The organism is Pseudomonas sp. ICMP 8385, assembly GCF_002699915.1.
Classification (GTDB): Bacteria; Pseudomonadota; Gammaproteobacteria; order Pseudomonadales; family Pseudomonadaceae; genus Aquipseudomonas; species Aquipseudomonas gessardii.
In genome coordinates this window covers 45,626-70,297 of the sequence record NZ_LKBY01000105.1, presented here as the reverse complement: position 1 = coordinate 70,297, position 24,672 = coordinate 45,626, and the positions used below count along the sequence as shown (strand labels likewise).

Annotated in this window: 26 protein-coding genes and 4 tRNA genes; all 30 read left to right on the top strand. The window is 55.2% G+C overall.

Going from position 1 to position 24,672, the window contains the following annotated elements; all coding sequences use genetic code 11:
• Positions 1-244: 244 nt before the first annotated feature.
• The 30 genes from birA to rpsQ all read left to right on the top strand — a co-directional run bounded on the left by birA (position 245) and on the right by rpsQ (position 24,654).
• Entirely contained in the window at positions 245-1,204 is a 960-nt protein-coding gene (gene birA / locus AO268_RS18235) for a bifunctional biotin--[acetyl-CoA-carboxylase] ligase/biotin operon repressor BirA (RefSeq protein WP_099169438.1), read from the top strand.
• Positions 1,194-1,943, top strand: coding sequence for a pantothenate kinase (locus AO268_RS18230; protein ID WP_076964130.1), 750 nt, complete (start codon positions 1,194-1,196; stop codon positions 1,941-1,943). The genes birA and AO268_RS18230 overlap by 11 nt, the downstream gene beginning before the upstream one ends.
• Positions 1,944-1,950: 7 nt before the next feature.
• Positions 1,951-2,397 (top strand): hypothetical protein, encoded by a 447-nt coding sequence (locus AO268_RS18225; RefSeq protein WP_076964129.1) that lies wholly within the window; start codon positions 1,951-1,953, stop codon positions 2,395-2,397.
• A gap of 142 nt (positions 2,398-2,539) precedes the next feature.
• Positions 2,540-2,624 (top strand) — tRNA-Tyr (locus AO268_RS18220).
• Positions 2,625-2,648: 24 nt separating this feature from the next.
• Positions 2,649-2,722, top strand: a tRNA-Gly gene (locus AO268_RS18215).
• Between the two features lie 26 nt (positions 2,723-2,748).
• Positions 2,749-2,824, top strand: a tRNA-Thr gene (locus tag AO268_RS18210).
• A 158-nt stretch (positions 2,825-2,982) separates the two neighbouring features.
• Positions 2,983-3,058 (top strand) — tRNA-Trp (locus tag AO268_RS18205).
• 45 nt (positions 3,059-3,103) lie between these two features.
• A complete protein-coding gene (gene secE, locus AO268_RS18200) occupies positions 3,104-3,472 on the top strand; it encodes a preprotein translocase subunit SecE (protein WP_076964128.1) in 369 nt (122 codons plus the stop codon).
• Positions 3,473-3,481: 9 nt separating this feature from the next.
• Positions 3,482-4,015 carry a transcription termination/antitermination protein NusG gene (nusG, locus tag AO268_RS18195; protein ID WP_003176436.1) on the top strand — a complete coding sequence of 178 codons (534 nt, stop codon included), beginning with the start codon at positions 3,482-3,484 and terminating at the stop codon, positions 4,013-4,015.
• Positions 4,016-4,132: 117 nt separating this feature from the next.
• Complete coding sequence (gene rplK, locus AO268_RS18190; protein WP_003210097.1) at positions 4,133-4,564, top strand: 50S ribosomal protein L11; 432 nt, start codon at positions 4,133-4,135, stop codon at positions 4,562-4,564.
• Positions 4,564-5,259 (top strand): 50S ribosomal protein L1, encoded by a 696-nt coding sequence (rplA, locus tag AO268_RS18185; RefSeq protein ID WP_003176434.1) that lies wholly within the window; start codon positions 4,564-4,566, stop codon positions 5,257-5,259. The genes rplK and rplA overlap by 1 nt, the downstream gene beginning before the upstream one ends.
• 199 nt (positions 5,260-5,458) lie before the next feature.
• Positions 5,459-5,959, top strand: a complete 501-nt coding sequence (gene rplJ / locus AO268_RS18180; RefSeq protein ID WP_056861893.1) for a 50S ribosomal protein L10 — start codon at positions 5,459-5,461, stop codon at positions 5,957-5,959.
• A 78-nt stretch (positions 5,960-6,037) separates the two neighbouring features.
• On the top strand, positions 6,038-6,403 hold the full coding sequence (rplL, locus tag AO268_RS18175; protein ID WP_003176432.1) for a 50S ribosomal protein L7/L12: 366 nt from the start codon (positions 6,038-6,040) through the stop codon (positions 6,401-6,403).
• A 219-nt stretch (positions 6,404-6,622) separates the two neighbouring features.
• Complete coding sequence (rpoB, locus tag AO268_RS18170) at positions 6,623-10,696, top strand: DNA-directed RNA polymerase subunit beta (RefSeq protein WP_029299252.1); 4,074 nt, start codon at positions 6,623-6,625, stop codon at positions 10,694-10,696.
• A 64-nt stretch (positions 10,697-10,760) separates the two neighbouring features.
• A complete protein-coding gene (gene rpoC / locus AO268_RS18165) occupies positions 10,761-14,960 on the top strand; it encodes a DNA-directed RNA polymerase subunit beta' (RefSeq protein ID WP_076964126.1) in 4,200 nt (1,399 codons plus the stop codon).
• A gap of 216 nt (positions 14,961-15,176) precedes the next feature.
• On the top strand, positions 15,177-15,548 hold the full coding sequence (gene rpsL / locus AO268_RS18160; protein WP_002555494.1) for a 30S ribosomal protein S12: 372 nt from the start codon (positions 15,177-15,179) through the stop codon (positions 15,546-15,548).
• Positions 15,549-15,665: 117 nt separating this feature from the next.
• Positions 15,666-16,136: a 30S ribosomal protein S7 gene (gene rpsG, locus AO268_RS18155; RefSeq protein ID WP_002555493.1), complete on the top strand. Its 471-nt coding sequence runs from the start codon at positions 15,666-15,668 to the stop codon at positions 16,134-16,136.
• A 30-nt stretch (positions 16,137-16,166) separates the two neighbouring features.
• A complete protein-coding gene (gene fusA, locus AO268_RS18150; RefSeq protein WP_099169437.1) occupies positions 16,167-18,272 on the top strand; it encodes an elongation factor G in 2,106 nt (701 codons plus the stop codon).
• Positions 18,273-18,302: 30 nt separating this feature from the next.
• Positions 18,303-19,496: an elongation factor Tu gene (tuf, locus tag AO268_RS18145; RefSeq protein WP_029299269.1), complete on the top strand. Its 1,194-nt coding sequence runs from the start codon at positions 18,303-18,305 to the stop codon at positions 19,494-19,496.
• A 157-nt stretch (positions 19,497-19,653) separates the two neighbouring features.
• The gene (rpsJ, locus tag AO268_RS18140) at positions 19,654-19,965 is read left to right on the top strand and encodes a 30S ribosomal protein S10 (RefSeq protein ID WP_003186070.1); all 312 of its coding nucleotides are present in this window, start codon (positions 19,654-19,656) and stop codon (positions 19,963-19,965) included.
• A gap of 81 nt (positions 19,966-20,046) precedes the next feature.
• Positions 20,047-20,682, top strand: a complete 636-nt coding sequence (rplC, locus tag AO268_RS18135) for a 50S ribosomal protein L3 (RefSeq protein WP_003194649.1) — start codon at positions 20,047-20,049, stop codon at positions 20,680-20,682.
• A 12-nt stretch (positions 20,683-20,694) separates the two neighbouring features.
• Positions 20,695-21,297 carry a 50S ribosomal protein L4 gene (gene rplD / locus AO268_RS18130; protein WP_029299292.1) on the top strand — a complete coding sequence of 201 codons (603 nt, stop codon included), beginning with the start codon at positions 20,695-20,697 and terminating at the stop codon, positions 21,295-21,297.
• Positions 21,294-21,593, top strand: a complete 300-nt coding sequence (gene rplW, locus AO268_RS18125) for a 50S ribosomal protein L23 (protein WP_002555488.1) — start codon at positions 21,294-21,296, stop codon at positions 21,591-21,593. Before rplD ends, rplW begins: the two co-directional genes overlap by 4 nt.
• 14 nt (positions 21,594-21,607) lie before the next feature.
• On the top strand, positions 21,608-22,432 hold the full coding sequence (gene rplB, locus AO268_RS18120) for a 50S ribosomal protein L2 (RefSeq protein WP_003176423.1): 825 nt from the start codon (positions 21,608-21,610) through the stop codon (positions 22,430-22,432).
• A 16-nt stretch (positions 22,433-22,448) separates the two neighbouring features.
• Positions 22,449-22,724: a 30S ribosomal protein S19 gene (rpsS, locus tag AO268_RS18115; RefSeq protein ID WP_002555486.1), complete on the top strand. Its 276-nt coding sequence runs from the start codon at positions 22,449-22,451 to the stop codon at positions 22,722-22,724.
• Between the two features lie 11 nt (positions 22,725-22,735).
• Positions 22,736-23,068, top strand: a complete 333-nt coding sequence (rplV, locus tag AO268_RS18110) for a 50S ribosomal protein L22 (RefSeq protein ID WP_003103908.1) — start codon at positions 22,736-22,738, stop codon at positions 23,066-23,068.
• 13 nt (positions 23,069-23,081) lie between these two features.
• Positions 23,082-23,768 (top strand): 30S ribosomal protein S3, encoded by a 687-nt coding sequence (gene rpsC / locus AO268_RS18105; protein ID WP_003176422.1) that lies wholly within the window; start codon positions 23,082-23,084, stop codon positions 23,766-23,768.
• 12 nt (positions 23,769-23,780) lie between these two features.
• A complete protein-coding gene (rplP, locus tag AO268_RS18100; RefSeq protein WP_003232424.1) occupies positions 23,781-24,194 on the top strand; it encodes a 50S ribosomal protein L16 in 414 nt (137 codons plus the stop codon).
• Complete coding sequence (gene rpmC, locus AO268_RS18095; RefSeq protein WP_002555481.1) at positions 24,194-24,385, top strand: 50S ribosomal protein L29; 192 nt, start codon at positions 24,194-24,196, stop codon at positions 24,383-24,385. The genes rplP and rpmC overlap by 1 nt, the downstream gene beginning before the upstream one ends.
• 2 nt (positions 24,386-24,387) lie before the next feature.
• Positions 24,388-24,654: a 30S ribosomal protein S17 gene (gene rpsQ, locus AO268_RS18090; RefSeq protein ID WP_003176419.1), complete on the top strand. Its 267-nt coding sequence runs from the start codon at positions 24,388-24,390 to the stop codon at positions 24,652-24,654.
• Positions 24,655-24,672 lie beyond the last annotated feature (18 nt).

Here is a 24,672-nt window from a genome sequence, read left to right as displayed (position 1 = left end):
AGTGAAACGATGCATCGCCGATGGTAGTGTGGGGTTTCCCCATGTGAGAGTAGGTCATCGTCAAGATTAAATTCCGAAACCCCAATTGCGAAAGCAGTTGGGGTTTTGTTTTGGGCGGTGAAAAATCGCGCAAAGACTTAGCGGCTTGTCCGGCTGAAGTCTCTCCATCACCTGTCTGCTTGCTTTCTATGCAATGGCTCTATGCATGGCTATCATGCGTGCCTCATTGTGAGGCGAGACTTGCATGCTGACGTTGTTGAAACTTCTGAAAGATGGCCGATTTCACTCGGGTGAAGCGCTAGGTGCAGCCCTGGGTGTCAGTCGTAGTGCTGTGTGGAAGCAGCTCCAGCATCTAGAGGCCGAGCTGGATCTGACAATTCATAAGGTCAGGGGGCGAGGCTATCAATTGGCATCCCCGCTGGTTCTATTAAGCGCTGACGAGATCGCCCTGAAGTCGCCGGTTTGTGCGGGTTCGGTTTTCATATCGGATACCATCGACTCCACTAATGCCGAGGCATTGCGCCTTATTGATGCGGGGCAAGCAGCGCCGTTCCTGGTTCTCTCGGAGCAGCAGACTGCGGGCAGGGGGCGTCGAGGACGTAAGTGGGTCAGTCCATTTGCGCAGAATGTTTACTACAGCCTTGTGCTGCGTATCGATGGCGGCTTACGACAGCTTGAAGGGTTGAGTCTTGTCGTGGGCTTGGCAGTAATGCAAACCTTGCGTGACCTTGGTGTCCAGGGTGCGGGTTTGAAATGGCCAAATGACGTTCTTGTTGGATCAAAGAAGATTGCGGGCATTCTTCTTGAGTTGGTGGGGGATCCTGCTGATGTGTGTCATGTCGTGCTCGGTATTGGTATCAATGCAAACATGCAGAGCGCAGCGGAAGTAGATCAGCAGTGGACATCGATCCAGCTCGAAACAGGTCGCGCGGTCGATCGAAATCATCTAGTCGCTCACCTGAGCCAGGCGTTACAGGCTTATCTTGAGCGTCATAGGGATTCCGGCTTCTCGGTAATCCGGGAAGAGTGGGAGCGGAGCCATTTGTGGCAGGGTAAGGCGGTTTCATTGATCGCAGGTGTTAACCAGGTAGGCGGGGTTGTGCTGGGCATCGACGGTCAAGGTGCGTTACGCCTCGAAGTAAATGGTGTTGAGAAAATATACAGTGGTGGTGAGTTAAGCCTGAGGTTGCGTGATGATTCTTGAGCTCGACTGTGGGAATAGCTTCATCAAGTGGCGAGTTCTTGAGGCAAGCCAGGCAGCCGTTTTCGCTGAAGGGGTTGTTGATTCCGATGTGGCGTTGCTGGGTGGTCTCCATTCGTTGGCGGGGCTGTCGCTGCAGCACTGCCGGTTGGTCAGCGTGCGTGCCCAGGAAGAGACGAACCGTCTGGTAGGCGTGTTGGTTGCAGCCTTTGGCGTTTCTATCAGTTGTGCTGCGCCCTCGCGTGAAATGGCAGGTGTGCGCAACGGGTATGAGGAATATGCCCGTCTGGGCCTGGATCGTTGGTTGGCAATGCTTGGAGGCTTCCAGTTGGCCTCGGGGGCATGCCTTGTGCTGGACTTCGGTACAGCGGCCACTGCCGACTTTATTACGGCAGATGGCGAGCATCTCGGTGGGTTTATCTGTCCTGGTATGCCGCTCATGAGGAATCAGCTACGGACCCATACCCGTAAAATACGGTATGACGATGTTGCGGCTGAGCGTGCGCTGGAGAGCCTGGTGCCGGGGCGTACAACGGCGCAGGCCGTTGAGCGCGGTTGTACGCTCATGCTTCGCGGCTTTGCCCAGTCGCAACTGGAACTGGCCCGGAGTTACTGGGGCGAAGAGTTCTCGGTTTTCCTGACGGGTGGGGATGCTGAGTTGGTTGCTGACGCCCTGCCAGGCGCTCGCTTCGTTCCAGACCTGGTATTTGTTGGCTTGGCGATGGCATGCCCTTTGTCTTGAGGTTTTTATGCGTTGGTTGTTTCTGTTGTTGCTGGTTCTCAATGTCTTTTATTACGTCTGGCACCAGCAAGAGGCTCCGTTGCGTGCGAAGGATGTAACGCCCCTGGCGCTATACCGGGGTTCCCAGCAGGATATTCAGTTGTTGAGCGAGTCGGCCGACGCAATGACGCGCCGCGACCGGCCCAGGTCTCCAGAGGCGCCGGCCGGTTGCCTGTATATTGGTGGCTTTGCCAATCAGGAGCAGGCGCAGTTCCTGGAGCAGCGTCTGACTAGCCTGGATATCAAGGTCAGGATCCAGTCATTGATCGCTGCAGGTGCGCCCGCTTTTTGGTTGCGTGTGGCACCTGAAAGTCGCCGGCTGGCTGACGATCTGCCGTTTGAAAGCCTTGCTAATGAATTCAATGAGTTAAAACATAAAATAATGCCGTGCGAAGGCATTGCAACTGTCGAATAGTTTGCATAGAATGGCGCCCGCTCCACAGTGATGACCCTCTTGGGAAGTTGGTGTGAAGCGATCGTCACGCAGCTAACCTCATATTTTTAATGAGAAAATGCTTGACAGAAGGTCGGCGTAATGTAAAATGCCGGCTCGCTTAGGAGGGGTTCCCGAGCGGCCAAAGGGATCAGACTGTAAATCTGACGTCTACGACTTCGAAGGTTCGAATCCTTCCCCCTCCACCATTTTTAGCGTGAGCTGCAAGCTCCGCGGGTATAGTTTAGTGGTAGAACCTCAGCCTTCCAAGCTGATGATGCGGGTTCGATTCCCGCTACCCGCTCCAAGTTTGCAGGTTGTGCAAGATGTTTCGCTCTTGTAGCTCAGTTGGTAGAGCACACCCTTGGTAAGGGTGAGGTCAGCGGTTCAAATCCGCTCAAGAGCTCCATATAACAAGGCAGATATGAAAATATCTGCCTTTGTTTTAACAGCTGTCTCGGCTTGATTCTGTTTTACCTGGTGTTATCGGGTTGTTTCAAGTCTCTTGGGGTTGGTTGTTGTAAAGTCTTTTTCAGGCCTGCATAATGGTCGGCCTGATTTTGTTTTAGGTCAGTAGCTCAATTGGCAGAGCGACGGTCTCCAAAACCGTAGGTTGGGGGTTCGATTCCCTCCTGACCTGCCAGATTCACGTGGTGTATCTGGCTTTCTTTTCACAGGATCTTCATAGATGACTCCTAAGGCTGAAGCTCAAAGCTCTCGTTTCGATCTGGTTAAGTGGCTCGCTGTCGTCGCTTTGGTGGTCGTAGGCGTTGTTGGCAATCAGTATTATTCTGCTTCGCCGATCCTGTACCGCGTACTCGTATTGCTCGCTCTTGCTGCTGCAGCTGTTTTTATTGGTTTGCAGACTGTAAAGGGCAAGTCCTTCGCTGTACTGGTTAAGGAAGCCCGCACCGAAATACGTAAAGTCGTTTGGCCAACTCGCCAAGAAACCACGCAGACCACGCTGATTGTTGTGGCTGTTGTTCTGGTTATGGCGTTGCTGTTGTGGGGTCTTGATTCCCTGCTCGGCTGGCTTGTTTCCTTGATTGTTGGCTAAGGGTGTCCCGTGGCTAAGCGTTGGTACGTTGTGCATGCTTACTCGGGTTACGAGAAGCATGTCATGCGCTCTTTGCTAGAGCGCGTAAAGCTGGCAGGCATGGAAGATGGCTTCGGCGAAATTCTGGTTCCCACTGAAGAAGTGGTTGAAATGCGTAATGGCCAGAAACGCAAAAGCGAGCGCAAGTTCTTCCCTGGCTACGTGCTGGTACAGATGGACATGAATGAGGGTACTTGGCACTTGGTCAAGGATACGCCTCGCGTCATGGGTTTCATCGGCGGTACCGCTGATAAGCCTGCGCCGATCACTGACAAGGAAGCGGAAGCGATTCTGCGCCGTGTTGCTGATGGTAGCGACAAGCCTAAGCCGAAGACATTGTTCGAGCCAGGCGAGGTTGTTCGTGTCACCGATGGTCCGTTTGCTGATTTCAACGGTACTGTCGAAGAAGTTAACTACGAAAAGAGCCGGATCCAAGTGGCGGTGCTCATTTTCGGTCGCTCTACTCCGGTAGAGCTGGAGTTCAGCCAGGTCGAAAAGGTCTAGCTGACAAAGCATCCCAACCCCACAGCCTTAGGCTGTGGGGTTTTGTCGTCACTGGGATAAACGCGCAAGTAACCGGGGAGCCTTTCGAGGCGCTTGAACCCGTAATTGGAGTGCCTCATGGCCAAGAAGATTACCGCTTACATCAAGCTGCAAGTGAAGGCCGCTCAGGCCAACCCTAGCCCACCCGTCGGTCCAGCTCTGGGTCAGCACGGCGTGAACATCATGGAATTCTGCAAGGCCTTCAACGCCCGTACCCAGGGTATTGAGCCAGGTCTGCCGACTCCAGTGATCATCACTGTATACAGCGACCGTAGCTTCACTTTTGAAACCAAGTCGACTCCGGCTTCGGTTCTGTTGAAGAAGGCTGCTGGTCTGACTAGCGGTTCCGCTCGTCCGAACACCGTTAAGGTTGGCACCGTGACTCGTGCTCAGCTGGAAGAAATCGCGAAAACCAAAAACGCGGATCTGACTGCAGCTGATATGGATGCAGCCGTGCGTACCATCGCCGGTTCTGCTCGTAGCATGGGCCTTAACGTGGAGGGTGTGTAATGGCTAAGCTGACCAAGCGCCAAAAGGCTATCGCCGGCAAAATCGAAGCGGGCAAGTCCTACAACTTTGTAGACGCTGCTGCTCTGCTGACCGAGCTGTCGACTGTCAAGTTCAGCGAGTCCGTTGACGTTGCTGTAAACCTGGGTGTTGACCCACGTAAATCCGACCAGGTCGTTCGTAGCGCTACTGTGCTGCCACACGGTACTGGCAAGACTGTACGTGTTGCTGTCTTCACCCAAGGTCCGGCAGCTGAAGCTGCTCTGGCCGCTGGCGCCGATCGCGTTGGCATGGACGACCTGGCTGCCGAAATGAAAGGCGGCGACCTGAACTATGACGTCGTTATTGCCTCCCCGGATGCAATGCGCGTTGTAGGTCAGTTGGGTCAGATCCTCGGCCCACGTGGCCTGATGCCTAACCCGAAGGTCGGCACCGTAACGCCAGACGTAGCTACCGCGGTTAAAAACGCCAAGGCTGGTCAGGTTCGTTATCGCACCGACAAAAACGGCATCATTCACACTTCCGTTGGCAAGGTCGGCTTCGACGCCGTCAAGCTGAAGGAAAACGTTGAAGCCCTGATCGCTGATCTGAAGCGTATCAAGCCAGCTTCCTCGAAAGGTATCTACGTCAAGCGCGTTACCCTGAGCACCACTATGGGCCCGGGTCTGGTCATCGACCAGGGTTCGCTGGACGTATAAGACACAAATTGGTGCAAGTGATTGCGCCAATTGAAAAATTGGGGTCCCTGCCTGGCGGGGGCTATCCAAGACCGTAGGCGACGCAAGTCTTAAACCATCAAGCCTACGCAGATGGTGCTCCCGGTTCCTTACCGAATCAGACACCAAAACGACATCCGGCCTAGGCCAGATGAAACGGTAACAAGCAGGAGTTAAACCCGTGGCAATTAATCTCGAAGACAAGAAGGCCATCGTCGCTGAAGTCAACGAGGCTGCCAAAGCTGCTCTGTCCGCTGTCGTGGCTGATGCCCGTGGTGTGACAGTAAGCGCTATGACCGGACTCCGTAAAGAGGCTCGTGAAGCTGGCGTATACGTACGTGTTGTACGTAACACCCTGCTCAAGCGCGCTGTTGCTGACACTGAATACAGTGTCCTCAACGACGTGTTCACCGGCCCGACTCTGATCGCGTTCTCCAAGGACCATCCAGGCGCTGCTGCCCGTTTGTTCAAGGAATTCGCCAAGAGTCAGGATAAGTTCGAGATCAAGGCAGCTGCGTTCGAGGGCAAGTTCCTCGCAGCTAACCAAATCGACGTACTGGCAACACTGCCGACCCGTAACGAAGCTATTTCGCAGCTGATGAGCGTGATTCAAGGCGCTACCAGCAAGCTGGCTCGTACTCTGGCCGCAGTTCGCGAGCAAAAAGAAGCTGCAGCAGCCTAAGGCTGAGCCACTTCTCTCGCGTTTTTTTGTTTATTTCGATGGCCGCGTAGGCCGTCCCCCAATTCAGGAAATACAGCAATGTCTATCTCCCAAGACGATATCCTCAACGCCGTAGCTGAAATGTCGGTTCTGCAGGTTGTTGAGCTGATCAAAGCTTTCGAAGAAAAATTCGGCGTTTCCGCTGCCGCTGCTTCCGCTGGCCCAGCTGTTGCTGCTGTCGCTGCTGAAGAGCAAACCGAATTCAACGTCATGCTGCTGGAAGCTGGCGAGAAGAAAGTAAACGTGATCAAGGCAGTACGTGAACTGACCGGTCTGGGCCTGAAAGAAGCCAAGGCTGTAGTTGACGGCGCTCCTGCCCAGGTTCTGGAAGCAGTGTCGAAAGACGCCGCTGACAAAGCCAAAGCTACTCTGGAAGAAGCAGGCGCTAAAGTCGAGCTGAAGTAAGCATCGACCTTGCGTTTCCAGCCCAAGCGTTAAGCTGAAGGCTGATGGCTGGTGGCTCTTGCCACCGGCCTTTTTCCGTTCTTGGCTGTCGACTCGGTCGCCGCCATTAACGCGCTGTAGCCACCCGATGCGGTGGTGCAAACCATGGGGTTTGCAAGATTTTCTGGCTGCTCCCGTCGGGGGGGCCAAACAAGCAGGTGACCAAGCTGGGGAACGCTGATGGCTTACTCATATACTGAGAAAAAACGTATCCGCAAGGACTTTAGCAAGTTGCCGGACGTCATGGATGTCCCGTACCTTCTGGCTATCCAGCTGGATTCGTATCGTGAATTCTTGCAGGCGGGAGCGACCAAAGATCAGTTCCGCGACGTGGGCCTGCATGCGGCCTTCAAATCCGTTTTCCCGATCATCAGCTACTCCGGCAATGCTGCGCTGGAGTACGTCGGTTATCGCCTGGGCGAACCGGCATTTGATGTCAAAGAATGCGTGTTGCGCGGTGTTACGTACGCCGTACCTTTGCGGGTAAAAGTCCGTCTGATCATTTTCGACAAAGAATCGTCGAACAAAGCGATCAAGGACATCAAAGAGCAAGAAGTCTACATGGGTGAAATCCCCCTGATGACTGAGAACGGTACCTTCGTTATCAACGGTACCGAGCGTGTAATCGTTTCCCAGCTGCACCGTTCCCCGGGCGTGTTCTTCGACCACGACCGCGGCAAGACGCACAGCTCCGGCAAGCTCCTGTACTCCGCGCGGATCATTCCGTACCGTGGTTCGTGGTTGGACTTCGAGTTCGACCCCAAAGACTGCGTGTTCGTGCGTATCGACCGTCGTCGCAAGCTGCCGGCCTCGGTACTGCTGCGCGCGCTCGGCTATACCACTGAGCAAGTGCTGGACGCTTTCTACACCACCAACGTATTCAGCCTGAAGGATGAAACCCTCAGCCTGGAACTGATTGCTTCGCGTCTGCGTGGTGAAATTGCCGTCCTGGACATCCAGGATGAGAAGGGCAAGGTCATTGTTGAGGCGGGTCGTCGTATTACTGCGCGCCACATCAACCAGATCGAAAAAGCCGGTATCAAGTCGCTGGACGTGCCTCTGGACTACGTCCTGGGTCGCACCACCGCCAAGGTCATCGTTCACCCGGCCACAGGCGAGATCCTGGCTGAGTGCAACACCGAGCTGAACACCGAGATCCTGGCCAAAATCGCCAAGGCCCAGGTTGTTCGCATCGAGACCCTGTACACCAACGATATCGACTGCGGTCCGTTTGTCTCCGACACCCTGAAGATCGACTCCACCAGCAACCAATTGGAAGCGCTGGTCGAGATCTATCGCATGATGCGTCCTGGCGAGCCACCAACCAAAGACGCTGCCGAAACCCTGTTCAACAACCTGTTCTTCAGCCCTGAGCGCTATGACCTGTCTGCGGTCGGCCGGATGAAGTTCAACCGTCGTATCGGTCGCACCGAGATCGAAGGTTCGGGCGTGCTGTGCAAGGAAGACATCGTCGCGGTACTGAAGACCCTGGTCGACATCCGTAACGGTAAAGGCATCGTCGATGATATCGACCACCTGGGTAACCGTCGTGTTCGCTGCGTAGGCGAAATGGCCGAGAACCAGTTCCGCGTTGGCCTGGTACGTGTTGAGCGTGCGGTCAAAGAGCGTCTGTCGATGGCTGAAAGCGAAGGCCTGATGCCGCAAGACCTGATCAACGCCAAGCCAGTGGCTGCGGCGGTGAAAGAGTTCTTCGGTTCCAGCCAGCTCTCGCAGTTCATGGACCAGAACAACCCGCTCTCCGAGATCACCCACAAGCGCCGTGTTTCTGCACTGGGCCCGGGCGGTCTGACCCGTGAGCGTGCAGGCTTTGAAGTTCGTGACGTTCACCCGACGCACTACGGTCGTGTTTGCCCGATCGAAACGCCGGAAGGTCCGAACATCGGTCTGATCAACTCCCTGGCGGCCTATGCGCGCACCAACCAGTACGGCTTCCTCGAAAGCCCGTACCGTGTGGTGAAAGACGCGCTGGTGACCGACGAGATCGTCTTCCTGTCCGCCATCGAAGAAGCTGATCACGTGATCGCCCAGGCTTCGGCCACGATGAACGACAAGAAAGTCCTGATCGACGAGCTGGTAGCTGTTCGTCACTTGAACGAGTTCACCGTCAAGGCGCCGGAAGACGTCACCTTGATGGACGTATCGCCCAAGCAGGTAGTTTCTGTTGCGGCGTCGCTGATCCCGTTCCTGGAACACGATGACGCCAACCGTGCGTTGATGGGTTCCAACATGCAGCGTCAAGCTGTACCGACCCTGCGCGCTGACAAGCCGCTGGTAGGTACCGGCATGGAGCGCAACGTAGCCCGTGACTCCGGCGTTTGCGTCGTGGCTCGTCGTGGCGGCGTGATCGACTCTGTTGATGCCAGCCGTATCGTGGTTCGTGTTGCCGATGACGAAGTTGAAACTGGCGAAGCCGGTGTCGACATCTACAACCTGACCAAATACACCCGCTCGAACCAGAACACCTGCATCAACCAGCGTCCGCTGGTGAGCAAGGGTGATCGCGTTCAGCGTAGCGACATCATGGCCGACGGTCCGTCCACCGATATGGGTGAGTTGGCTCTGGGTCAGAACATGCGCATCGCGTTCATGGCGTGGAACGGCTTCAACTTCGAAGACTCCATCTGCCTGTCCGAGCGTGTGGTTCAAGAAGATCGCTTCACCACGATCCACATCCAGGAACTGACCTGTGTGGCGCGTGACACCAAGCTTGGGCCTGAGGAAATCACTGCAGACATCCCGAACGTGGGTGAAGCTGCACTGAACAAGCTGGACGAAGCCGGTATCGTTTATGTAGGTGCTGAAGTTGGCGCTGGCGACATTCTGGTCGGTAAGGTCACTCCGAAAGGCGAGACCCAACTGACGCCAGAAGAGAAGCTGTTGCGTGCCATCTTCGGTGAAAAAGCCAGCGACGTTAAAGACACCTCCCTGCGCGTACCTACCGGTACCAAGGGTACTGTCATCGACGTACAGGTCTTCACCCGTGACGGCGTTGAGCGTGATGCTCGTGCACTGTCCATCGAGAAGACCCAGCTCGACGAGATCCGCAAGGACCTGAACGAAGAGTTCCGTATCGTTGAAGGCGCGACCTTCGAGCGTCTGCGTTCCGCCCTGGTAGGCCACAAGGCCGAAGGCGGCGCAGGTCTGAAGAAAGGTCAGGACATCACCGACGAAATCCTCGACGGTCTTGAGCACGGCCAGTGGTTCAAACTGCGCATGGCTGAAGACGCTCTGAACGAGCAGCTCGAGAAGGCCCAGGCCTATATCGTTGATCGCCGCCGTCTGCTGGACGACAAGTTTGAAGACAAGAAGCGCAAACTGCAGCAGGGCGATGACCTGGCTCCAGGCGTGCTGAAAATCGTCAAGGTTTACCTGGCAATCCGTCGTCGCATCCAGCCGGGCGACAAGATGGCCGGTCGTCACGGTAACAAAGGTGTGGTCTCCGTGATCATGCCGGTTGAAGACATGCCGCACGATGCCAATGGCACCCCGGTCGACGTCGTCCTCAACCCGTTGGGCGTACCTTCGCGTATGAACGTCGGTCAGATCCTTGAAACCCACCTGGGCCTCGCGGCCAAAGGTTTGGGCGAGAAGATCAACCGTATGATCGAAGAGCAGCGCAAGGTCGCAGACCTGCGTAAGTTCCTGCACGAGATCTACAACGAGATCGGCGGCCGCAAAGAAGAGCTGGATACCTTCTCCGACCAGGAAATCCTGGACCTGGCGAAGAACCTGCGCGGCGGCGTTCCAATGGCTACCCCGGTGTTCGACGGTGCCAAGGAAAGCGAAATCAAGGCCATGCTGAAACTGGCAGACCTGCCAGAAAGCGGCCAGATGCAGCTGTTCGACGGCCGTACCGGCAACAAGTTCGAGCGCCCGGTTACTGTTGGCTACATGTACATGCTGAAGCTGAACCACTTGGTAGACGACAAGATGCACGCTCGTTCTACCGGTTCGTACAGCCTGGTTACCCAGCAGCCGCTGGGTGGTAAGGCTCAGTTCGGTGGTCAGCGTTTCGGGGAGATGGAGGTCTGGGCACTGGAAGCATACGGTGCTGCATACACTCTGCAAGAAATGCTCACAGTGAAGTCGGACGATGTGAACGGTCGTACCAAGATGTACAAAAACATCGTGGACGGCGATCACCGTATGGAGCCGGGCATGCCCGAGTCCTTCAACGTGTTGATCAAAGAAATTCGTTCCCTCGGCATCGATATCGATCTGGAAACCGAATAACACGTGACGCGAATCGAGAGCGGGGCTGTTTAGCCCGCTCTCTGCTCCGCCAGGAGGAAAGGCCTTGAAAGACCTACTGAATTTGCTGAAAAACCAGGGTCAAGTCGAAGAGTTCGACGCCATCCGTATTGGACTGGCATCGCCTGAGATGATCCGTTCGTGGTCGTTCGGTGAAGTTAAAAAGCCGGAAACCATCAACTACCGTACGTTCAAACCTGAGCGTGACGGCCTGTTCTGCGCCAAGATCTTTGGCCCGGTAAAGGATTACGAGTGCCTGTGCGGTAAGTACAAGCGCTTGAAGCACCGTGGTGTGATCTGCGAGAAGTGCGGCGTTGAAGTTGCACTGGCCAAGGTTCGTCGTGAGCGCATGGCGCACATCGAGCTGGCTTCGCCGGTTGCCCACATCTGGTTCCTGAAATCGCTGCCGTCCCGTATCGGCTTGCTGATGGACATGACCCTGCGTGATATCGAACGCGTTCTCTACTTCGAGAGCTATGTCGTTATCGATCCAGGCATGACCACCCTTGAAAAAGGTCAGCTGCTCAACGACGAGCAGTATTTTGAAGCGCTGGAAGAGTTCGGCGACGATTTCGATGCCCGCATGGGTGCCGAAGCTGTCCGCGAACTGCTGCACGCTATCGACCTGGAACACGAGATTGGCCGCCTGCGCGAAGAGATTCCGCAAACCAACTCCGAAACCAAGATCAAGAAACTGTCCAAGCGTCTGAAGTTGATGGAAGCCTTCCAGGGTTCCGGCAACCTGCCAGAGTGGATGGTGCTGACCGTTCTGCCGGTTCTGCCGCCAGACCTGCGTCCGCTGGTACCGTTGGACGGTGGTCGTTTCGCGACGTCCGACCTCAACGACCTGTACCGCCGCGTGATCAACCGTAACAACCGCTTGAAGCGCCTGCTTGACCTGTCCGCTCCGGACATCATCGTGCGTAACGAAAAGCGTATGTTGCAAGAAGCGGTCGATGCCCTGCTCGACAACGGTCGTCGTGGCCGCGCTATTACCGGTTCCAACAAGCGTCCTCTGAAATCCCTGGCTGACATGATCAAGGGTAAGCAAGGTCGTTTCCGTCAGAACTTGCTCGGTAAGCGTGTTGACTACTCCGGTCGTTCGGTAATTACCGTAGGCCCGACCCTGCGTCTGCACCAGTGCGGTCTGCCTAAGAAGATGGCTCTTGAGCTGTTCAAGCCGTTCATCTTCGGCAAGCTGGAAATGCGCGGTCTCGCGACCACCATCAAAGCGGCCAAGAAAATGGTCGAGCGCGAACTGCCAGAGGTTTGGGACGTTCTCGCTGAAGTGATTCGCGAACACCCGGTCCTGCTCAACCGTGCACCGACCCTTCACCGTCTGGGTATCCAGGCGTTTGAACCGGTACTGATCGAAGGTAAGGCTATCCAGCTGCACCCGCTGGTCTGTGCTGCGTACAACGCCGACTTCGACGGCGACCAAATGGCCGTGCACGTACCGCTGACACTGGAAGCCCAGTTGGAAGCGCGTGCGTTGATGATGTCGACCAACAACATCCTGTCGCCAGCCAACGGTGAGCCAATCATCGTTCCGTCGCAGGACGTTGTATTGGGTCTGTACTACATGACCCGTGAAGCGATCAACGCCAAGGGCGAAGGTCGTGTATTCGCTGACCTGCAAGAAGTTGACCGTGTGTTCCGTGCCGGCGAAGCCGCACTGCATGCCAAGGTCAAGGTTCGGATCCACGAAACCGTCAACGACCGTGACGGCGGCAGCGTGAGCAACACCCGTATCGTCGACACCACTGTCGGCCGTGCGCTGTTGTACCAGGTTGTGCCAAAAGGTCTGTCGTACGACGTCGTCAACCTGCCGATGAAGAAAAAGGCGATCTCCAAGCTGATCAACCAGTGCTATCGCGTGGTTGGTCTGAAAGAGACCGTGATCTTCGCTGACCAGTTGATGTACACCGGTTTTGCCTATTCGACCATTTCCGGCGTTTCCATCGGTGTTAACGACTTCGTTATCCCGGATGAAAAAGCCCGCATCATCAGTGCTGCCACTGATGAAGTGAAAGAGATCGAGAGCCAGTACGCCTCCGGCCTGGTAACCCAGGGCGAGAAGTACAACAAAGTGATCGACCTTTGGTCCAAGGCCAACGACGAAGTGTCCAAGGCGATGATGGCCAACCTCTCGAAAGAGAAGGTTATCGACCGTCATGGCGTGGAAGTCGATCAAGAGTCTTTCAACTCGATGTACATGATGGCCGACTCGGGCGCACGGGGTTCTGCTGCGCAGATCCGTCAGCTCGCCGGTATGCGTGGCCTGATGGCCAAGCCGGACGGTTCCATCATCGAAACGCCGATTACTGCGAACTTCCGTGAAGGTTTGAGCGTACTTCAGTACTTCATCTCTACTCACGGTGCTCGTAAAGGTCTGGCGGATACCGCGTTGAAAACCGCTAACTCCGGTTACCTGACTCGTCGTCTGGTAGACGTTGCACAAGATCTGGTTGTAACCGAGATCGATTGCGGCACCGAGCACGGCCTGCTGATGACTCCGCACATTGAAGGCGGTGACGTTGTAGAGCCGCTGGGTGAACGCGTATTGGGTCGTGTTATTGCCCGTGACGTGTTCAAGCCAGGTACCGAGGAAGTTATCGTTCCTGCCGGCACCCTGGTGGATGAAAAGTGGGTCGAGTTCATCGAACTCAACAGCATCGACGAAGTGATTGTTCGCTCGCCGATCAGCTGCGAAACCCGCTACGGCATCTGCGCCAAGTGCTACGGCCGTGACTTGGCCCGTGGTCACCAGGTGAACATCGGTGAAGCAGTTGGCGTTATCGCTGCCCAGTCCATCGGTGAGCCGGGTACCCAGCTGACCATGCGTACGTTCCACATCGGTGGTGCGGCCAGCCGGACCTCCGCAGCCGACAGCGTTCAGGTGAAGAATGGCGGTACTGTCCGTCTGCACAACCTCAAGCACGTTGAGCGAGTGGATGGCTGCCTGGTAGCCGTGTCCCGTTCCGGTGAGCTGGCGATCGCTGATGACTTCGGTCGTGAGCGTGAGCGTTACAAGCTGCCGTACGGTGCTGTGATTTCGGTTAAGGAAGGTGACAAGGTCGACGCTGGCGCAATCGTGGCCAAGTGGGATCCGCACACTCACCCAATCGTTACCGAAATGAAAGGTACCGTGACCTACGTGGGCATGGAAGAAGGCATCACGATCAAGCGTCAGACTGACGAATTGACCGGTATGACCAACATTGAAGTCCTCGACGCCAAAGATCGTCCAGCTGCCGGTAAAGACATCCGTCCTGCCGTGAAGATGGTCGATGACAACGGCAAGGATCTGTTGCTGCCAGGCACTGACGTTATCGCTCAGTACTTCCTGCCAGCCAACGCCCTGGTCGGTGTAGCGGATGGTGCGAAGATCGCGATCGGTGATGTTATCGCGCGTATCCCGCAAGAAACGTCGAAGACCCGTGACATCACCGGTGGTCTGCCGCGTGTTGCCGACTTGTTTGAGGCTCGTCGTCCGAAAGAAGCGTCGATCCTGGCTGAAGTCAGCGGCACCATCGCGTTCGGTAAAGAGACCAAGGGCAAGCGCCGCCTGGTCATTACCCCGAACGACGGTAGCGATCCGTATGAAGAGCTGATTCCGAAGTGGCGTCACCTGAACGTCTTTGAAGGCGAACAGGTAAACCGCGGCGAAGTTATCTCCGACGGCCCGAGCGATCCACACGACATCCTGCGTCTGCTGGGTGTGAGTGCGCTGGCCAAGTACATCGTCAACGAGATCCAGGACGTTTACCGTCTGCAAGGCGTGAAGATCAACGATAAGCACATCGAGACCATCCTGCGTCAGATGCTGCGTAAAGTTGAAATCGCTGAATCCGGCGATTCGAGTTTCATCAAGGGCGACCAGATGGAACTGACTCACGTACTGGTAGAAAACGAACGTCTGGCAACCGAAGAGAAGTTTGTTTCCAAATTCACTCGTGTGTTGCTGGGTATCACCAAGGCGTCGTTGTCCACTGAGTCGTTCATCTCGGCGGCCTCCTTCCAGGAGACCACTCGCGTACTGACCGAAGCAGCGGTAACCGGCAAGCGTGATTACTTGCGTGGCCTGAAAGAAAACGTGGTTGTGGGTCGTCTGATCCCGGCCGGTACCGGCTTGGCCTACCACAGCGAGCGTAAGCGTCGCCGTGAACTCGACAAGCCGTTGCGCGTAAGCGCCAGTGAAGTGGAAGCTGCACTGACCGAAGCGCTGAACTCTAGCGGTAACTGAGTTCTGCGATAAATAAGGCCGGGCCCTGGCAGCCCCGTTCGTCGGAACAAGACAGTTTTGTCGGGTTTCGATGGAAGGGGAGGTCGGGGCCTTGCCTTGACTGGGGGCAAGATCCTCTTTAGACTCTTGTACCCCTAAATTTGGCGGGAATTCGTTCCTGCCATTTTGCTTTTCTTGCAAGACAATAGCGTCGCAAGACAACAGTGGAGCTAGTAGATGGCAACTATCAACCAGCTGGTACGTCAGCCGCGTAAGCGTATCGTCGAGAAATCCGACGTGCCTGCGCTGCAGAACTGCCCGCAACGTCGTGGCGTATGCACTCGCGTGTATACCACTACGCCGAAAAAACCTAACTCGGCACTGCGTAAAGTATGCCGTGTGCGCCTGACCAACGGTTTCGAGGTTTCCTCGTACATCGGTGGTGAAGGCCACAACCTGCAAGAGCACAGCGTGGTGCTGATCCGCGGCGGTCGTGTAAAAGACTTGCCAGGTGTTCGTTACCACACCGTACGCGGCTCCTTGGATACTTCCGGCGTTAAAGGTCGTAACCAGGGTCGTTCGAAGTACGGTACCAAGAAGCCTAAGTAGTAGCGGCTTTTTGTAAACTGAATCATCTTATTTTCTGAGTCGATAAGAGTAAGGTCGGAGGCGTCCCGCAAGGGCACCGATTCCGAACGAACCTGAAGACCGTTTGAGGGCTTATCCATGCCAAGAAGACGCGTAGCAGCCAAGCGCGAAGTGCTTGACGATCCAAAATACGGAAGCCAAATCCTGGCCAAGTTCATGAACCACGTGATGGAAAGCGGCAAGAAAGCCGTTGCCGAGCGTATCGTTTATGGCGCGCTGGAAAAGGTTAAAGAACGCAAGAACAGCGATCCCCTGGAAATCTTCGAGAAAGCTCTCGACGCCATCGCTCCGCTGGTCGAAGTGAAGTCGCGCCGTGTAGGCGGTGCTACTTACCAGGTTCCGGTCGAAGTTCGCCCGTCCCGTCGTAACGCCCTGGCAATGCGCTGGTTGGTAGACTTCGCCCGTAAGCGCGGCGAGAAGTCTATGGCTCTGCGTTTGGCTGGTGAGCTGTTGGACGCTGCTGAAGGTAAAGGTGCTGCTGTTAAGAAGCGTGAAGACGTGCACCGTATGGCTGAAGCTAACAAAGCTTTCTCGCACTACCGCTTCTAATCTTAGCTTCACTAATTTTGCGAGGGCTTTATGGCTCGTACTACTCCGATTAGCCGCTACCGTAACATCGGTATCGTTGCTCACGTGGATGCTGGTAAAACCACCACCACCGAGCGCGTACTGTTTTACACCGGCAAAAGTCACAAAATGGGCGAGGTGCATGATGGCGCCGCGACCACAGACTGGATGGTTCAGGAGCAGGAGCGTGGTATTACCATTACTTCTGCTGCTATTACCGCCTTCTGGAAAGGTTCTGCCAAGCAGTACAAGGACGAGCACCGCTTTAACGTAATCGATACCCCGGGCCACGTGGACTTCACTATTGAAGTTGAGCGTTCCCTGCGTGTACTCGACGGCGCGGTCGTTGTGTTCTGCGGTACTTCGGGTGTTGAGCCTCAGTCGGAAACCGTATGGCGTCAAGCCAACAAGTACGGTGTTCCACGTCTTGTTTACGTAAACAAGATGGACCGTGCCGGTGCGAACTTCCTGCGCGTGATCGGTCAGATCAAGCAGCGCCTGGGTCACACTCCGGTGCCAATCCAGTTGGCAATCGGTTCCGAAGACAACTTCCAGGGCCAGATCGATCTGATCACCATGGAAGCGGTCTATTGGAACGATGCCGACAAAGGCATGACTCCTCGTCGCGAGCCTATTCCTGCTGAACTGCAGGAACTGGCTGACGAATGGCGTAACAACCTGGTAGAAGCTGCGGCCGAAGCCAACGAAGAATTGATGAACAAGTACCTCGAAGGTGAAGAACTCACCAACGTGGAAATCAAGGCTGCTCTGCGTCAGCGTACTATTGCTGGTGAGATCGTCTTGGCTGTTTGTGGTTCTTCCTTCAAGAACAAGGGTGTTCCCCTGGTTCTCGACGCCGTTATCGACTACCTGCCTGCTCCAACCGACATTCCTGCTATCAAGGGTACCAACCCGGATAACGAGGAAGAAGAGATGGAGCGTCATGCAGACGACAACGAGCCGTTCTCGGCCTTGGCGTTCAAGATCGCTACCGACCCATTCGTGGGTACCCTGACTTTCGTCCGCGTTTACTCGGGCGTGTTGGCCTCCGGCGATGGCGTGATCAACTCGGTCAAGGGCAAGAAAGAGCGTGTGGGTCGTATGGTGCAAATGCACGCAAACGCCCGTGAAGAGATCAAGGAAGTGCGCGCTGGTGACATCGCGGCCCTGATCGGCATGAAGGACGTCACCACTGGTGAAACCTTGTGCAACGCTGATAAGCCAATCATCCTGGTTCGCATGGACTTCCCGGAGCCGGTTATTTCGGTTGCCGTAGAGCCTAAGACCAAGGATGACCAGGAAAAAATGGGTATCGCACTGGGCAAGCTTGCTCAGGAAGATCCATCTTTCCGCGTCAAGACTGATGAAGAGACTGGTCAAACGATCATCTCCGGCATGGGCGAGTTGCACCTGGACATCCTGGTTGACCGGATGCGCCGTGAGTTCAACGTCGAAGCCAACATCGGTAAGCCTCAGGTTTCCTATCGTGAGCGCATCACGAAGAACTGTGAAATCGAAGGCAAGTTCGTTCGTCAGTCCGGCGGTCGTGGTCAGTTCGGTCACTGCTGGATCCGTTTTGCTCCTGCTGACGAAGGTCAGGAAGGTCTGCAATTCGTGAACGAAGTAGTAGGTGGTGTTGTTCCTAAGGAATACATCCCTGCTATCCAGAAGGGCATCGAGGAGCAGATGAAGAACGGTGTTGTTGCCGGCTATCCGCTGATCGGCCTGAAAGCAACCGTTTTTGACGGTTCTTACCACGACGTCGACTCCAACGAGATGGCGTTTAAGGTGGCTGCCTCCATGGCAACCAAGCAACTGGCCCAGAAGGGCGGTGGTGAGTTGCTTGAGCCAATCATGGCGGTAGAAGTTGTTACACCTGAAGACTATATGGGTGATGTCATGGGCGACCTTAACCGTCGTCGCGGCATGATCTTGGGTATGGAAGACACGGTTTCCGGCAAAGTGATTCGCGCCGAGGTTCCGTTGGGTGAGATGTTCGGTTATGCGACCGACGTTCGCTCCATGTCCCAGGGTCGCGCAAGCTACTCTATGGAATTCAAAAAATACAACACAGCTCCGGCGCATATCGCTGAAACTGTATCCAAAAAACAAGGCTGATTCAGTCCTTTAGGCAAGGAGTTAATTGTCGTGGCTAAAGAAAAATTTGATCGTTCCCTACCGCACGTCAACGTTGGCACCATCGGTCACGTTGACCACGGTAAAACCACTCTGACTGCTGCTCTGACTCGCGTTTGCTCCGAAGTATTCGGTTCCGCAATCGTTGATTTCGATAAAATCGACAGCGCGCCAGAAGAAAAAGCTCGTGGTATCACCATCAACACCGCGCACGTTGAATACAACTCGCTGATCCGTCACTACGCTCACGTTGACTGCCCAGGTCACGCCGACTATGTGAAGAACATGATCACCGGTGCTGCCCAGATGGACGGCGCAATCCTGGTTTGCTCGGCCGCTGATGGTCCGATGCCACAAACCCGTGAGCACATCCTGCTGTCCCGTCAGGTTGGCGTTCCGTACATCGTGGTTTTCCTGAACAAGGCTGACCTGGTAGACGACGCTGAGCTGCTGGAACTGGTTGAGATGGAAGTGCGCGATCTGCTGAGCACTTACGACTTCCCAGGCGACGACACTCCGATCATCATCGGTTCTGCTCGTATGGCTCTGGAAGGTAACGACGAAAACGAAATGGGCACCACTGCCGTTCGTAAACTGGTTGAGACTCTGGACAGCTACATTCCAGATCCAGTTCGTGTTATCGACAAGCCGTTCCTGATGCCAATCGAAGACGTATTCTCGATCTCCGGTCGCGGTACTGTTGTAACTGGCCGTATCGAGCGCGGTATCGTCAAGGTTCAGGATCCACTGGAAATCGTTGGTCTGCGTGACACTACCGTCACCACCTGCACCGGTGTTGAAATGTTCCGTAAGCTGCTCGACGAAGGTCGTGCTGGCGAGAACTGCGGCGTTCTGCTGCGTGGTACCAAGCGTGACGACGTTGAGCGTGGCCAGGTTCTGGTCAAGCCGGGTTCGGTCAAGCCGCACACCAAGTTCGAAGCTGAAGTGTACGTGCTGAGCAAAGAAGAAGGCGGTCGTCACACTCCGTTCTTCAAAGGCTACCGTCCACAGTTCTACTTCCGTACTACTGACGTGACTGGTAACTGCGAACTGCCGGAAGGCGTTGAGATGGTAATGCCGGGCGACAACATCAAAATGGTTGTTACCCTGATCAAAACCATCGCAATGGAAGACGGTCTGCGCTTCGCTATCCGTGAAGGCGGCCGTACCGTTGGTGCTGGTGTTGTAGCTAAAATCATCGAGTAAGCATCTCTTCTGAGATAGCTTCGATGTTTTGAAAAGCCCCCGCTCAGCGGGGGCTTTTTTATTGGGTTGACACCTATCTGGGGCGTCTATAGAATTGCGCCTCCTTTTAACGGGCGTATTGCGCTCGCTGGGAATAGCAGCCGGAGTCTGAAATCCAATGCAAAATCAGCAAATCCGTATCAGGTTGAAGGCTTTTGACCATCGCCTGATCGACCAATCCACCCAGGAAATCGTGGAAACCGCGAAACGTACTGGGGCACAAGTGCGTGGTCCTATTCCACTGCCTACCCGCAAAGAGCGGTTCACCGTTCTGGTCTCCCCGCACGTCAACAAAGACGCGCGTGACCAGTACGAGATCCGTACTCATAAGCGCGTTCTGGACATCGTCCAGCCAACGGATAAAACCGTTGATGCTCTTATGAAGCTTGATCTGGCGGCCGGTGTGGAAGTACAGATCAGCCTCGGCTAAGACTCGGGTCTTAGTCGTGTAACGCTCTGAAATGGGCGGCCATAGCGGGTGAAAGCCCCGTACACTCATGAGGTTTACAACATGACTATTGGTGTAGTCGGTCGTAAATGCGGTATGACCCGTATTTTCACCGAAGAAGGTGTCTCCATTCCGGTCACGGTCATTGAGATCGAGCCGAATCGCGTCACCCAGTTCAAAACTGAAGAAACCGATGGCTATCGTGCAGTGCAAGTCACTGTCGGCGAGCGTCGTGCTTCGCGCGTGACTGCTGCTCAAGCAGGTCACTTCGCTAAAGCAAACGTTGCAGCTGGTCGTACTGTCATGGAGTTCCGTCTTGAAGATGGCGACTACCAGGCTGGCGATCTGATCAACGCTGAAATCTTCGCCGCTGGTCAACTGGTTGATGTAACCGGTCAGTCCAAGGGTAAAGGCTTCCAGGGTACGATCAAGCGTTGGAATTTCCGTGGCCAAGACAACACTCACGGTAACTCCGTTTCCCACCGCGTCCCGGGCTCTATTGGCCAGTGCCAGACTCCTGGTCGTGTATTCAAGGGCAAAAAAATGTCCGGTCATATGGGCGCTGAGCGCGTGACCGTGCAGTCCCTCGAAGTAGTGCGCGTCGACGCTGAACGCAATCTGTTGTTGGTCAAGGGTGCTGTTCCTGGCGCTACTGGCGGCAACCTGGTTGTACGTCCAGCGGCCAAGGCTCGCGGTTAAGGGGAAGCTGACATGCAATTAAATGTAAATGACGCTCAAGCGATCGAAGTTTCCGAACTGACATTTGGCGGCGAATTCAACGAGACGCTCGTTCACCAAGCAGTCGTGGCCTACATGGCCGGCGGCCGTCAAGGTAGCAAGCAGCAAAAGACCCGTTCCGACGTTCGTGGTGGCGGTAAGCGCCCTTGGCGTCAGAAAGGTACTGGCCGTGCTCGTGCCGGTACTATCCGTAGCCCAATCTGGCGTGGCGGCGGTACCACTTTCGCAGCTCGTCCACAGGATCACTCTCAGAAGCTCAACAAGAAGATGTATCGCGCAGCACTGCGCTCCATCCTTGCTGAACTCGTGCGTACTGATCGTCTGGTCGTGGTTCAGGACTTCGCTGTTGAAGGTCCAAAAACCAAAGATCTGCTGGGCAAGCTGAACAACATGAATCTGACCGACGTTTTGATCGTGTCCGAAGCTGTTGATCAGAACCTGTACCTGGCTGCTCGCAACCTGCCACACGTTGATGTACGTGACGTGCAAGGTTCCGATCCAGTTAGTCTGATCGCATACGACAAGGTGTTGATCACCGTGTCGGCCGTGAAGAAATTCGAGGAGCTGCTGGGATGAACCAGGAACGCGTATTTAAAGTTCTGCTTGGCCCGCACGTTTCCGAAAAGGCTACGGTTCTGGCTGACAAGAAAGGCCAGTTCGTTTTCAAGGTTGCAACTGACGCAACCAAGCTGGAAATCAAGAAGGCCGTCGAAAGCCTGTTCAGCGTGAAAGTAGAGCGTGTTACTACCCTGAATGTTCTGGGTAAGAGCAAGCGCACTGCTCGCGGTCTGGGCAAGCGTAATGACTGGAAGAAGGCAGTTATCTCGCTTCAGCCAGGCCAAGATCTCGATTTCAGCAGCAGTGCTGAGTAAGGAAGGGGTGCATCATGGCAATCGTTAAATGCAAACCGACTTCCCCTGGCCGCCGTTTTGTGGTCAAGGTGGTCAACCAGGAGCTGCATAAAGGCGCTCCTCACGCACCGCTGCTCGAGAAGAAATCGAAGACTGGTGGTCGTAACAACAATGGTCGTATTACCACTCGTCACATCGGTGGTGGCCATAAGCAGCATTATCGTCTGGTCGATTTCCGTCGCAACGACAAAGATGGCATCTCTGCCACTGTCGAGCGTATCGAATACGATCCAAACCGTACTGCTCACATCGCTCTGCTGCTGTACGCAGATGGCGAGCGTCGCTACATCATCGCGCCTAAAGGCGTGAGTGCTGGCGACCAGCTGATCGCAGGTGCCCTGGCACCGATCAAGCCGGGCAACGCTCTGCAGCTGCGTAACATTCCAGTTGGTAGCACCGTACACGGCATCGAATTGAAGCCAGGTAAAGGCGCACAGATCGCTCGTTCCGCTGGTGCTTCGGCTCAGCTGATCGCTCGTGAAGGTGTCTACGTGACCCTGCGTCTGCGTTCTGGTGAGATGCGTAAAGTACTGGCTGAATGCCGTGCGACCCTGGGCGAAGTCTCGAACTCCGAGCACAGCCTGCGTTCGTTGGGTAAAGCTGGTGCCAAACGCTGGCGTGGCGTTCGCCCAACCGTTCGTGGTGTTGCCATGAACCCGGTTGACCACCCACACGGTGGTGGTGAAGGTCGTACCTCTGGTGGTCGTCATCCGGTATCGCCATGGGGCTTCCCGACTAAGGGCGCGAAGACTCGTGGTAATAAGCGTACCGACAAAATGATCGTCCGTCGTCGCAAGTAAATAGAGGGATACGACAGTGCCACGTTCTCTGAAAAAAGGTCCTTTTATTGATCTTCACCTACTGAAGAAGATCGAAGTGGCGGCGGAAAAGAACGATCGCAAACCAGTTAAGACCTGGTCGCGCCGTTCTATGATCCTGCCACAAATGGTCGGTTTGACCATCGCAGTACACAACGGTCGTCAGCACGTCCCAGTTCTCGTTAACGAAGACATGGTCGGCCACAAACTGGGCGAGTTTGCCGGTACCCGCACTTATCGTGGGCACGTGGCAGACAAGAAAGCCAAGCGTTAAGGGGTTAGGAAATGGAAGTAGCCGCTAAGTTGTCGGGCGCTCGAATCTCCGCCCAGAAAGCCCGCTTGGTCGCCGACCAGATCCGCGGGAAGAAGGTGGGCGAAGCGCTCAACCTGTTGGCTTTCAGCAGTAAGAAAGCCGCCGAGATCATGAAGAAAGTGCTGGAGTCGGCCGTAGCCAACGCCGAGCATAACGAAGGCGCAGACGTTGATGACCTGAAGGTCAGCACCGTTTTCGTCAACGAAGGGCGTTCGCTGAAGCGTATCATGCCGCGTGCCAAAGGCCGTGCTGATCGCATCGTCAAGCGGTCTTGCCATATCACTGTCAAGGTTGCTGACAAGTAACGGAGTCGAAGAGATGGGTCAGAAAGTACATCCCATTGGCATTCGCCTGGGAATCGTCAAGGAGCACACCTCCGTCTGGTACGCAGACGGTCGGACTTATGCGGACTATTTGTTCGCTGATCTGAAGGTGCGTGAGTATCTCCAAGACAAACTAAAAAGCGCGTCCGTAAGCCGTATCGATATCCATCGTCCGGCCCAAACTGCACGTATCACCATCCACACCGCTCGTCCAGGTATCGTTATCGGGAAGAAAGGTGAAGATGTTGAGAAACTGCGTCAGGACCTGACCAAGCAAATGGGTGTGCCTGTGCACATCAATATCGAAGAGATCCGCAAGCCGGAGCTCGACGGTATGCTGGTTGCGCAGAGCGTAGCTCAGCAGCTGGAGCGCCGCGTAATGTTCCGTCGTGCTATGAAGCGCGCTGTACAGAACGCCATGCGCATTGGTGCCAAGGGCATCAAAATCCAAGTGAGCGGTCGTCTCGGCGGTGCTGAAATCGCACGTACTGAATGGTATCGCGAAGGTCGTGTGCCACTGCACACCCTGCGTGCCGACATCGACTATGCCAACTACGAAGCTCACACCACTTACGGTGTGATCGGTGTAAAGGTTTGGATCTTCAAGGGCGAAGTAATTGGTGGTCGCCAAGAAGAACTGAAACCACAAGCACCAGCGCCTCGTAAAAAAGCTGCTAAGTAAGGGGTACGCCAAATGTTGCAACCTAAGCGTACGAAGTTCCGCAAGCAGATGACAGGCCACAACCGTGGTCTGGCGCAGCGCGGTAGCAAAGTCAGCTTCGGCGAGTTCGCGCTGAAGTCTGTAGCTCGTGGTCGTCTCACCGCTCGTCAGATCGAGTCAGCGCGTCGTGCACTGACCCGTCACGTAAAACGTGGCGGCAAGATCTGGATCCGTGTATTCCCGGACAAGCCGATCTCCAAAAAACCTCTCGAGGTTCGGATGGGTAAAGGTAAGGGTAACGTGGAATACTGGGTAGCCCAGATTCAGCCAGGCAAAGTCCTGTATGAAATCGAGGGTGTAACTGAAGAGCTGGCGCGTGAGGCTTTTGCCCTGGCTGCTGCAAAGCTGCCGCTCGCCACCGCCTTTGTTAAACGGACGGTGATGTGATGAAAGCGAATGAACTTCGTGAAAAATCCGCACAGCAGCTGAACGAGCAACTGCTCGGCCTGCTGCGCGACCAGTTCAATCTGCGTATGCAGAAAGCAACTGGCCAGTTGGGGCAGTCTCATCTGCTCTCGCAAGTTAAGCGTGACATTGCTCGCGTGAAGACTGTGCTCAACCAGCAGGCAGGTAAGTGATCATGGCTGAAGCCGAAAAGACTGTCCGTACGCTGACTGGCCGTGTTGTCAGCGACAAGATGGACAAAACCATCACCGTTTTGATCGAGCGTCGCGTTAAGCACCCGATCTACGGTAAATATGTTAAGCGTTCGACTAAGCTGCACGCGCACGACGAAACCAACCAGTGCCACATCGGCGACAAAGTCACTATTCGTGAAACTCGTCCGCTGGCCAAGACCAAGTCTTGGGCACTGGTTGATGTTCTCGAACGCGCTGTGGAAGTCTAAGGACTAGGGGTCGGAGAA

Bases quoted from the DNA above. Each gene is read 5' to 3' on its own strand.
- rplA (WP_003176434.1), top strand. From the start codon at position 4,564: ATGGCTAAGCTGACCAAGCGCCAAAAGGCTATCGCCGGCAAAATCGAA.
- AO268_RS18230 (WP_076964130.1), top strand. From the start codon at position 1,194: ATGATTCTTGAGCTCGACTGTGGGAATAGCTTCATCAAGTGGCGAGTT.
- rpsC (WP_003176422.1), top strand. From the start codon at position 23,082: ATGGGTCAGAAAGTACATCCCATTGGCATTCGCCTGGGAATCGTCAAG.
- rplV (WP_003103908.1), top strand. From the start codon at position 22,736: ATGGAAGTAGCCGCTAAGTTGTCGGGCGCTCGAATCTCCGCCCAGAAA.
- AO268_RS18225 (WP_076964129.1), top strand. From the start codon at position 1,951: ATGCGTTGGTTGTTTCTGTTGTTGCTGGTTCTCAATGTCTTTTATTAC.
- rpsQ (WP_003176419.1), top strand. From the start codon at position 24,388: ATGGCTGAAGCCGAAAAGACTGTCCGTACGCTGACTGGCCGTGTTGTC.
- rplL (WP_003176432.1), top strand. From the start codon at position 6,038: ATGTCTATCTCCCAAGACGATATCCTCAACGCCGTAGCTGAAATGTCG.
- secE (WP_076964128.1), top strand. From the start codon at position 3,104: ATGACTCCTAAGGCTGAAGCTCAAAGCTCTCGTTTCGATCTGGTTAAG.
- rpsG (WP_002555493.1), top strand. From the start codon at position 15,666: ATGCCAAGAAGACGCGTAGCAGCCAAGCGCGAAGTGCTTGACGATCCA.
- rpmC (WP_002555481.1), top strand. From the start codon at position 24,194: ATGAAAGCGAATGAACTTCGTGAAAAATCCGCACAGCAGCTGAACGAG.
- rpsJ (WP_003186070.1), top strand. From the start codon at position 19,654: ATGCAAAATCAGCAAATCCGTATCAGGTTGAAGGCTTTTGACCATCGC.
- rplD (WP_029299292.1), top strand. From the start codon at position 20,695: ATGCAATTAAATGTAAATGACGCTCAAGCGATCGAAGTTTCCGAACTG.
- rplP (WP_003232424.1), top strand. From the start codon at position 23,781: ATGTTGCAACCTAAGCGTACGAAGTTCCGCAAGCAGATGACAGGCCAC.
- rpoB (WP_029299252.1), top strand. From the start codon at position 6,623: ATGGCTTACTCATATACTGAGAAAAAACGTATCCGCAAGGACTTTAGC.
- rplW (WP_002555488.1), top strand. From the start codon at position 21,294: ATGAACCAGGAACGCGTATTTAAAGTTCTGCTTGGCCCGCACGTTTCC.
- rplB (WP_003176423.1), top strand. From the start codon at position 21,608: ATGGCAATCGTTAAATGCAAACCGACTTCCCCTGGCCGCCGTTTTGTG.
- rplK (WP_003210097.1), top strand. From the start codon at position 4,133: ATGGCCAAGAAGATTACCGCTTACATCAAGCTGCAAGTGAAGGCCGCT.
- rplC (WP_003194649.1), top strand. From the start codon at position 20,047: ATGACTATTGGTGTAGTCGGTCGTAAATGCGGTATGACCCGTATTTTC.
- birA (WP_099169438.1), top strand. From the start codon at position 245: ATGCTGACGTTGTTGAAACTTCTGAAAGATGGCCGATTTCACTCGGGT.
- rpsL (WP_002555494.1), top strand. From the start codon at position 15,177: ATGGCAACTATCAACCAGCTGGTACGTCAGCCGCGTAAGCGTATCGTC.
- fusA (WP_099169437.1), top strand. From the start codon at position 16,167: ATGGCTCGTACTACTCCGATTAGCCGCTACCGTAACATCGGTATCGTT.